The sequence below is a fragment of the Mycobacterium sp. 852002-51057_SCH5723018 genome, from assembly GCF_001667035.1.
GTDB lineage: Bacteria > Actinomycetota > Actinomycetes > Mycobacteriales > Mycobacteriaceae > Mycobacterium.
Map to the genome: position 1 here is coordinate 46995 of NZ_LZIR01000113.1, position 9310 is coordinate 56304.

The window sequence follows — 9310 nt, forward strand, 5'->3', positions numbered from 1 at the left end:
GCGCCATGGCGACGCCACTGGGGCGGCGCATGACGGAAGGAACTGCTGTGAAACGTCTTCTCGCGGCTGCGATTGGAACCCTGGGCGCCGCATCGGTGCTGGTGGGCTGCTCTAGCGGCGGCCACACGGCCGGCCCGGCGTCGAGCGGGGCGCCCAGCGTCGCCAACGGCGGCGGGGCGCAAGTAAAGGTGGCAGGCGCCGACCTGGCGGGCCTGGACCCGGCCTCGGTGACCTGCGTCCGGACCGGCGGCAAGATCGACATCGGCAGCGGATCGGCCGCCGGTGGCCGGCAGGCGCTCGCCGTCGTGATGACCGACGAGCCCACCCCGAAGGTCGAGTCGCTGGCGATGGTTGTCGACGGCAACGCCTTATCGGTCGCGAACGGCATGGGCGGGAAGGTCGGCTCGGCCAACGTGGCGGTGGACGGCAAGACCTACACCATCACCGGTCAGGCTCAGGGCGCCGACATGAAGAACCCGATGGCCGGAATGGTCACCAAAGATTTCAACATCAAGGTGACGTGCGGCTGATCGACCGGACGCCGGGCGGCGGACGCCCCCTCACCCACGCGTCCGCCGCTCCGGGCCGCGGCTGCTCGCCACGTCCCCGGGGGCGGACTTATGATGCAGCCGTGTCGATCCCCGGCGAATTGGAGAACGCCCGCCGGTTGGCGTTTGCCGCCGACGAAATGCGGGCTCGGGACTTGCTGCTGTCCCTGGTGCCGGCAATCGAGCGCGAAGATCGAGACGACTTGATGCTGGAGGTGCTTGCGCAGCTCGGCGAGATCTACCTCGCCCGCGGCGCGAATGACGGGGTGCGCGAGTCCATCCGGCGCATCCGCGACTGCCTGGCCAGCTATTCGGCGATCGCCGCCGGCACGATGCCGCAAGCCGCCGAACAGGTGCGCATTTCCGGCGCCGAGGTAGCGCACATGATCCGCCGCTATACGCGACGAGCGCAGTTCCTGGAGGCCGGGCTGGCCGCGGCCTTGGGTGATCACGAGGATGCCGCGGTGAAGCTGGCGGCGTTGTGTGACGGACGCGGTGAAGAGGACGACGCAGAGCTCGCCGACGAACACGCATACCTGCGCACCTATGCCGAAACACTGTGCGCCGCCGCGCTTTGCGACGACGACTTGCACATGGAATCGGTTCCGCTGTGGGAGCGGGTGCTCGACGGAATGGACCATCACCGAAACGGCAGCCCGTTCGCCGACCACCTCTTGGTAGAAGCGGCCACCGCATACGGCAGGTTCTGCGTGGAGACCGGCCGATTGTCCGAAGCCGAGCCCTGGTTGCGCCGCGCGGAGGCCCGCGCACAGGCGAATAAATGGGAGCTGGCCGCCGCCAGAACGCAATTGGAGCGCGCGGCAGCTTCCTGGTTGGTGGGTGACCATGCGACAACCGAGCAACTGACCTCGGCGGCCTATCCCGTCATCGCTCGATACGACCGGGCGCACGACGTGGCACGCTGCTGGCTGTACATGGGGCTCACCCGCCTGGCATCCGGTGCACTGGAGGCCGCCGACGAGTGCTGGGAGCACGCCGAGCGGCACTGGCGTGACTTGGGAAAGCCATTGCACCTGCACCGTATCTTGTTGCAGCGCAGCTGGGTTGCAATTTTTTGGAGCCGCTTCGACGACGCGGTCGAGCTGATCGCCCAGGCTCGGGAACTACTCGATTCCTCGCCACGCAGCAGCTGGCTGCAGTACGCGCGGCTCGACAATCACCTTGGCACCGTCTGGCGCGCCGACGCCTTGGCGGACCTAGGGTTTGACAGTTCGGGCGATCCCGACGAGACGCTGCAGGAAACCGAGGCGCGCCAGGCCGAAGGACTCGGCATCCTGCACGGGGAGGTCGGCACGCCGCAGTACTGGCGCGGTATGGCCAAGCTCGAACAGGCCGCCGAGCTCAAGGTGCCGGCCGCGCTGGCGGTCGACTCGGTGCGGTATTCGATCGCCGACGCTGAAGCGAGATCACGGTGGGCGACAAGCATTTCGGCACCCATGCTGGCCGGCGCCTTCGCCGTCGCCTGGGAATGGGAGAATACCCCACTGGTCAGCGAGTTGGTCGAATACCACAGCGCACGAGGTACTTTCGACAAGGATACGCAGCGGCCTCAGATCGGCGAATGGGCGTCCACGGGTACCTCCACCGTGCTCATCGACACCAACGCGGAACCGGTCACGGCGCTGGCCGCGGCCGGGCCGTCGGCGGGTGCCGGCCCCTCCCTGACGCGGCTCGGGCCATTGCCACCGTTACAGATGCAGCCCGACAGCCCGCCGATCATGAGTCACTATCGCGCACTGGCTTTGCAGCGCTACGGCCGCGACGTCACCGCCGCAGAGCCGGCCTGGTCGACTTGGCCATGAGCGAGCCGGCCCGGCTTACCCTGGTCCTGCGGTTCGCCGACGTCGGGATCGCCACCTACGGCAGCCTGCGGATCGTCGGTCAGCCGTCGAGGACCGCCACCTGGGTGGTGGAGGAACCGATCCTGCTCGCGGCCTTGCAAGAGCTGACCGACGCCTTACCCGAGCCGCACGGCACCGAGAGCCGGCGCGACGCCATCGAGCGGGCGCTGGCCACGGGACCTTTCGCGGCCGCCAATACCGAACTCACGCTCGCCTACATCCTGGGCGTGCTGCTGATCGGTCCAGTTGGATGGCAGCTGCTGCAGGAGTGCGTAACATCACCGCGTGCAACGCTGTTCGTGTCCCCCAGCGCTCGGCTCGCACGCGTCCCGTGGGGGTTGCTGGCAGTGCCGAAGTCGGGGCCAAGCAAAGAAGAATTAGTGCGCGCCCGCCAGGAGGCCATCACGACGAGCGGTAGGACGGCCGCCCGGATCCCCTGGCAACTAACGGATATCAACGACCACACCGATGGCCATCGGTTGATGGAATTGGTCGACGTGCTGATGGCGGTGCCGCCCAACATCGTCCATTCGCCGAGGGCGCCGGCCGGCTGGGATGACAGGTGCGACGGCCCGCCCGCGCTCGTCCTCGACCCCCGGGTGCCCGGCCAGCGGCCCGACTCCGCGCTCGGCTCGGTGCTCGGCCGGCCCTTACCGGAAAACCCACTGGCGCAACACTTCGCCGAGCTGATGCAGGGCCGCCCGGTGCTGCCCCGTGTCAACGCGGCGGTTGAGTTGTTCCGCCGCCAGGACGCCGATCGCATCTGGCTGGCCAAGCTCCTCGCACAAAAGCCGAGCCGGCTGATGTACGTCGGACACGCCAGCTCGGCAGAGGGCCATTCGGCCGACGGGGCGGCCCTTCACCTGGCCTGCCCGGCGACGATCCCGGGAGGTGCGGACGCGATCGGGGAGCACCGCCCGTTGACCGCGTCGGACCTGATGTCGCTGCAATTGCCGATGCCGCCGCGGGCGGCCCTGCTGGCCTGCGGATCGGGCGGGGACTATCGGTTCGACGAGGCGACCGGTCTGGTGGCAGCGATGATTCTGGGCGGCGCGCAGGTGGTGACCGCGACCTTGTGGTCGCTGCCCACCACGGCGGCCTACCGGCAGTTCGCGGCGGCGACCGACGCGCCGCCCGACCCGATGGCCGATCTCGTCATCGCCGTGGATCGCGCGCACGAAGCCGCCGACGCGGGGTGCGCGGTGAATCGATGGCAGCGAGCGCAGATGCGGCGCTGGCGCGATGGCGACGTCACCGCGAGCCCGCTATATTGGGGCGCGCTCGTTACTTTCGCCGTGGACGGCGCCAGGTAGCGCTCAGACCGACGCCAGCCAGGACGCGTGGACGGCGAGCACATCGTCGGGCAGCGAAAGCTCTTCGCGGGCAGCGGGATCGAACGCCACCAGGACGACCAGGCCCGGGCGCAGCATCGCCACGTCTGTCTCGCCGTCACAGGGCGCCAACTTGCCGATGAACGTCTCACCCGATACCGCCACGACCTCGATGAAAATCTGACGCTCGGCGGCCGTGCGGACGGTGCCGACCCCGACGGTACGTCCCACCGCGTTCCGACGCCGGTTCAACGCGGACCGGCCGGCCCGCGACAGCTGCCCGATTAGCTTCTTCATGCCACCAGGCTCTCGTCCCCGGCCGGCTACCGAACCCAACTTTTCGGCTGCCGATATTTTTCCAATGCCCCTATCCTGTCCAGATGAGCGCGGATTCGCAGGTCGCGACCGTCGCCGTCGTGGGCCACCCACGCCGGTCGGTGATCGAGGCGGCGTGGCGGGCGATCGGCCCCGGCGTCGAGGTGCTCAGCAGCGACGACGGCGGCCCGCTCAGCCGCACCGTCAAACGCATCATCGACCCGTTGGTGCTGCGGCTGCGATCCAACCCGCAGTATTCGGCGCCCGTCGTCGCAGCCGAAACGGCGGCCGCAATGCACGAACTTATCGTCGCAAATGCGCACGAATTGCGTTCCGCCGCGACGTGGTTCGAGACGCTGAAGCTCGAGCGCCGCAGACAGCGGATTCGCAGCGGGAACGCGCAGGAACTGTACTTCCCGGTGTGCTTCGAGCTTGCCGTGACGAAAGGCCCACCGGCGCCGCAGGATCGCGAGACCGCGGCGGCGGTGCTCGCCGATATTCACCAGGGCCGCGACCGCACCGCGATCGAGGTGCTGCACCGATACGTGGCGGACCCCGACGTCGTCGCCGGGCTCGCCGATCAGCTCGACCGCAGCTGGGGCGACGTGCGGCCGGACGAAGCCGTCAGCGGCCCGTTCATGGCCGAGCTCGGCACGGTGCTCGGGCCCGCCAGCAGCCATCGCGCGTCGGAAGCCCGGCAGCGAACGTGGAAGGCCGTGATCGCCGATGCGACACCGTACAACCTGGGCGCTCTGGCCCGCATCGAAACCGCCGAGCTGCCCTGGTCGATCGTCGCGCTCGGCCTGAGTTCGGTTGAGCCGCAACGTGCGCCGAAGATCTCCGGTGGCACGGACAGCGATCGTCCGCTCGACCGCAGCGTGGTTGACCGGGTGCGTGCGACGCTGCGGCGCGCGCTGGACCGCGACGCGTTGCCCGATATCCCGCTGCTGTGCGAGGAGGAAGTCGACCGGGCCTGCGCGCCGTGGGGGCTGCTGTCCGAAGACAAACAGGCCACGCTGGTGGCCGGCATCGAGGTGGCGGTCGAGCTGTCACCGCTGGACCCGACCGTCGCCAACCGCTACGCGTTGGCTGCGCAAATCCAGGCCCGGCTGCGCAAGGAGGCATACGTGCTGCACGCCCGGCGCTATCTGGCCGAGGGCGGCCCAATCCATCCGCGCCAACGGCAAGTGGTCGACGACCTCACCGCCTACGCACAGCCGTACCTGAGCCGGCTGTGGGCGCGCCTGCACGGCCGCGACGTCTGGCAGGAGCCCTGCGACGACGTCGACGAGGTCCGGTCCCTGCTGGAGGGGGTCGCCCGGTCGGTGAGCCTGGATCACCGGCAACGGATCAAGGCGATGCTGGAATTGCAGGTGGCCGGGTGAGATTGGTTGCCGATACCGGCCTTTGGAGTAGCACCGGGCCCATCACCGTCGAGCCACCGCTCGTCGCGGTGCTGGAGGTCAGTGGCGCGCTGCTGTCCTGGACCATCGACGATCCACCCGCCGATGCGGCGACGCGGATCACCTTCACCGATTTGTCGCGCGCCGACTGGCTTTGGCGCGTCCTGGGCGAATCCGGGCACGTCGCCGTCACGTCGGCCCTAGGGCCGGGCGCTCCCAAGGCAAACGAAGCGCACACCATCGAGCTCGCCGGCGTCGACATCGTCCCCGGATCGCTGGAGCCGCTGCGCAGGCTGGCCGTCGGCCACTGGCTGCGGCGCTGGTGGCCCGCCAGCCGCCAGGACGGCATCGCCGGGCTGGACCGCGCGCTGCTCGACGTCGAGGTCGCCTTGCTGACGTCCGGCGCCCAGGCCTACTTCCTGGATGACACGTTGGATTCCGATGTTGTCGAGCTGCTGACACCGCACGCCCCGGCCCTGATCAACCACGTGAGCGATGGCGATCCGCGGGTGCTCGATCTGGTGCGCGCCGGCGCCGGGCTCGCCGACGACGTCGGCATCGACGACCGTGGATGGCCGGAACTGCATGCGGCCCTGGACGATTCGGGGTCAATCGTCGCGATGCCGAGCGGGCGTCGCGACGACTACGCGCTAGCAGCCGGCGCCGGAACGGGCCCGCGCGGTGCGGTGCCGATCGCCCGGGGCGTCGCCTCCATCAACTGGGCCGCGGTGCCTCCCGGCATCTTCGACGCAGGCGAAAACACCGTCGACTGGAGCGTCGAGTCCGCCGCTGCGTCGGTGGTCGCCGTCGTGCGCGCGGCCGTCATCGGACCGGCCCTGGCCAGCGGCATCGACGTGCGGCTTCGGTCCGGAGCCATCACCGGCAGCGGCGCGATGGACGCCGAAGGCCGCGCGACCCTGCCCCTCGTCGACGGCCAGCGGCCGGTCACCGAATCGGCGGCCTGGGACCACGATTGGTCGGCGACCTCGGTGATCGTCGGCGCCGAGGTGTCGGAGGCCCGCGAAACGCGCGAGCGGGCTCGCCGATGGGCGCGGGCCCGGTTGGACCGGCCGGCCGACGACGCCTTCCTGGCCGAGGTTCTGGCCGCCGAATCCGACTACTGACGTTCGCGGCAACCCGCGAATCCACTGTCGCCCGGCGTCCGTCATTCCCTATGCTGAGCGAGTGCCAAATAACTATCGGGTCGTTCAATGGAACACCGGAAACGTCGGCAAGAGCTCGCTGCAGTCCATCGCCGGCAATCCCGCGCTCGAGCTGGTGGGCTGCTATGCCTGGTCGCCGGAGAAGGTCGGCCGCGACGCCGGCGAACTGGTCGGCATAGCGCCGCTGGGCGTAGCGGCCACCAACGACGTCGACGCGCTGCTTGCCCAAAAGCCCGACTGCGTGGTCTACAACCCCATGTGGATCGACAGCGACGAGCTGGTCCGCATCCTGTCGGCCGGCGTCAACGTGGTGACGACGGCGTCGTTCATCACCGGGGCCAACCTCGGCGAGGGTCGGGACCGGATCGTCGAAGCCTGCCAAAAAGGCGGCTCGACGATCTTCGGATCCGGCGTCAGCCCCGGCTTCGCCGAGCTGCTGGCCATCGTGTCGGCGATGGTATGCAACCGGGTCGACAAGGTCAGCGTCATCGAAGCCGCCGACACCACGTTCTACGATTCGCCGGCCACCGAGAAGCCGGTGGGCTTCGGCCAGCCGATCGACCACCCCGACCTGCAGGCGATGACCGAGCACGGCACGGCCATCTTCGGCGAGGCGGTCCGCCTGGTTGCCGACGCCCTGGGCGTCGAGCTCGACGACGTGCGCTGCGTGGCCGAATACGCCCAAACCACAGCCGATCTCGACCTCGGGTCCTGGACCATACCCGCGGGATGCGTGGCGGGCGTCTACGCGAGCTGGCAGGGCATCGTCGGCGGCAAGACGTTGATCGACCTCAACGTCCGCTGGCGCAAGGGACAGACACTCGAGCCCGACTGGAAGATCGACCAGGACGGCTGGGTCATCCAGGTCGACGGGCAGCCAACGGTGACAACCAAGGTCGGCTTCCTGCCGCCGCCGTACTTCCAGGCCGAGACGATCGCCGACTTCATGGCGCTCGGCCACATCATGACGGCGATGCCGGCCATCAACGCGATCCCGGCCGTCGTCGCCGCGCCGCCGGGCATCGTCACCTATACCGATCTGCCGCTAACGCTTCCGCGCGGCCACGCAAAGGTGTAGCGCCGCAAAACTAACGGTCGCCCGCCGCCACCGCCGCCTGTCGACGGGCGGGCTTGGCGTAGGGCGCGCCGAGCTGGGGCACCTGCAGCGGGCCGTGGTGGCGGGCGTTCTCGATGGCGTTGCGCAGCGGACCGGCCAGGCCCGCGAACGACCCCATGTCGAACAGCAGCGGCGTCAACAGCCGGTTGTGCACAAAGGCAAACGCGCTGCCCGATGCGGGATCGGCCCACCCCAGGGTTCCGCCCAGGCCGACATGACCGAACCCGGCCAGCAGGCCGGGAACCGGCGTTTCGTGGTAACCCAAGTGGAATGGCATGGGTACCACCATGTTTGCGTCGGGCCACTTCCGTCGCGGCTCCCCGGTCAGTCCGCGCACCAACTCCTTGGACAGATATTTCTTGCCGTCGATGCGGCCGTCGTTGGCCAGCACGGCGTACATCTTGGCCAGGCCGCGCCCGGTCACCACCCCGTTGGCCGCGGGCACCTCACCGTCCAGGAATCCGGTGTCGCCCTTGATCAAAGAGATGATGCCGGGGAAGTACATCGCGCCCAAGGCGCCGGAGAAGGGTAGGCCGGCCAGTTTCGGTGCGATGAAGTTGAACACCGGGGCGCGCAGTCTGCCCTGCGGCATCAGGACCTGCGCGGTCCTGGTGGGTGCGCCTTGGGGCGGGCGGCCCAGGTGTAAGCCGTCGGTGTTGAGCGGGCGCGCGACCTCCTGGCGGATCAGCTCGCGCATGCCTTTTCCGGTCACCGCCCGGGCCAGGCCGGAGAGCAGCCACCCGTAAGTCAGCGCGTGATAGGCCTGCACGCCGCGCAGATGGTCGACGGGCGCGGCGGCCAGGCGTTCCTCCATGACCAGGTGGTCCATCAACTCCGCCTTGGTGACGCCGCGCAGGTGCGACAACCCCGATCGATGCCGCAGCACGTCGCGAACCGTGATGTCGGCCTTCCCGTTGGCGGCGAAGGCCGGCCAGTAGTCGGCGACCGGATCGTCGTAGGACAACAGGCCCCGGTCGGCCAGCCGATGAATCACCGTCGAGGCGAGACCCTTGGTCGCGGAGAACACCATCGCGGCGGTGTCGGCGGCCCAACGTTCGGTGCCGGCCCGGTCCGACCAGCCCGTCCAGACGTCGACGACGGGCGCGCCGTCGATGTAGACGCACAGGGCTCCCCCGCCAAACCGGCGGCCGGGAAACAGCCGCGAGAAGATGCTGACGACGTTGGCGAAATGGGGATCGGCGGCACCGCAAACACCGCGTGGCAGGCCATCGTCGGGTACCAGCAGGGTTGTGCGCTTCACCGACGATGAAGCTATCAGCACCGGAGAGCGAAGAACATACGCGTCCGTTTGACCGTCGCACCCCCTCGGGTATGCATCCGGGCATGAGTACCAGGAACAGACTCAACCACAGTGCGCAGTACTGGAGCGGCCGGGCCAAGGAGACCGTCGGCCGGCTCACGGGTAATCGGCGCACCCAGCGCGAAGGCGTGCTCGATCAGGTGAAGGCAAACCTGAAGGATCAGCGCGAGCGGATGCGGGACACTTTCCGGGGCAGAGGTAGCCGACCCTAGACGGGTGGCTCCGGGGGGCGGCGGACCTCGTCCTGTCT

At 69.0% G+C, this 9310-nt stretch carries 9 protein-coding genes; 7 read left to right on the forward strand and 2 right to left on the reverse strand.

Annotation, left to right across the window (positions count from 1 at the left end; translation table 11 throughout):
* Positions 1-29 precede the first annotated feature (29 nt).
* From A5764_RS23505 to A5764_RS23515, 3 genes are all read left to right on the forward strand, one after another.
* Positions 30-530, forward strand: coding sequence for a lipoprotein LpqH (locus A5764_RS23505; protein WP_369807362.1), 501 nt, complete (start codon positions 30-32; stop codon positions 528-530).
* A 101-nt stretch (positions 531-631) separates the two neighbouring features.
* Complete coding sequence (locus tag A5764_RS23510; RefSeq protein WP_067117992.1) at positions 632-2371, forward strand: hypothetical protein; 1740 nt, start codon at positions 632-634, stop codon at positions 2369-2371.
* The gene (locus tag A5764_RS23515; protein WP_067117995.1) at positions 2368-3723 is read left to right on the forward strand and encodes a CHAT domain-containing protein; all 1356 of its coding nucleotides are present in this window, start codon (positions 2368-2370) and stop codon (positions 3721-3723) included. The genes A5764_RS23510 and A5764_RS23515 overlap by 4 nt, the downstream gene beginning before the upstream one ends.
* A 3-nt stretch (positions 3724-3726) precedes the next feature.
* On the opposite strand, the gene A5764_RS23520 is transcribed toward A5764_RS23515, so the two are convergent.
* Positions 3727-4077: a hypothetical protein gene (locus tag A5764_RS23520; protein WP_067117998.1), complete on the reverse strand. Its 351-nt coding sequence runs from the start codon at positions 4075-4077 to the stop codon at positions 3727-3729.
* A 44-nt stretch (positions 4078-4121) separates the two neighbouring features.
* Between A5764_RS23520 and A5764_RS23525 the strand changes: the two genes are divergently transcribed.
* The 3 genes from A5764_RS23525 to A5764_RS23535 all read left to right on the forward strand — a co-directional run bounded on the left by A5764_RS23525 (position 4122) and on the right by A5764_RS23535 (position 7700).
* A complete protein-coding gene (locus tag A5764_RS23525; protein WP_067118001.1) occupies positions 4122-5441 on the forward strand; it encodes a hypothetical protein in 1320 nt (439 codons plus the stop codon).
* Entirely contained in the window at positions 5438-6583 is a 1146-nt protein-coding gene (locus A5764_RS23530; RefSeq protein WP_067118004.1) for a hypothetical protein, read from the forward strand. Before A5764_RS23525 ends, A5764_RS23530 begins: the two co-directional genes overlap by 4 nt.
* A 61-nt stretch (positions 6584-6644) precedes the next feature.
* A complete protein-coding gene (locus tag A5764_RS23535; protein ID WP_067118007.1) occupies positions 6645-7700 on the forward strand; it encodes a dihydrodipicolinate reductase in 1056 nt (351 codons plus the stop codon).
* Positions 7701-7710: 10 nt separating this feature from the next.
* Here A5764_RS23535 and A5764_RS23540 read toward each other — a convergent pair whose 3' ends face one another.
* Entirely contained in the window at positions 7711-9000 is a 1290-nt protein-coding gene (locus A5764_RS23540) for a serine hydrolase domain-containing protein (protein ID WP_067118010.1), read from the reverse strand.
* A gap of 83 nt (positions 9001-9083) precedes the next feature.
* Here A5764_RS23540 and A5764_RS23545 point away from each other — a divergent pair, with 83 nt between their 5' ends.
* Positions 9084-9272: a CsbD family protein gene (locus A5764_RS23545; protein ID WP_067118013.1), complete on the forward strand. Its 189-nt coding sequence runs from the start codon at positions 9084-9086 to the stop codon at positions 9270-9272.
* Positions 9273-9310: the final 38 nt, after the last annotated feature.

Coding starts and splice junctions, on each gene's coding strand:
- A5764_RS23505 (WP_369807362.1), top strand. CDS start 30: ATGACGGAAGGAACTGCTGTGAAACGTCTTCTCGCGGCTGCGATTGGA.
- A5764_RS23515 (WP_067117995.1), top strand. CDS start 2,368: ATGAGCGAGCCGGCCCGGCTTACCCTGGTCCTGCGGTTCGCCGACGTC.
- A5764_RS23525 (WP_067118001.1), top strand. CDS start 4,122: ATGAGCGCGGATTCGCAGGTCGCGACCGTCGCCGTCGTGGGCCACCCA.
- A5764_RS23545 (WP_067118013.1), top strand. CDS start 9,084: ATGAGTACCAGGAACAGACTCAACCACAGTGCGCAGTACTGGAGCGGC.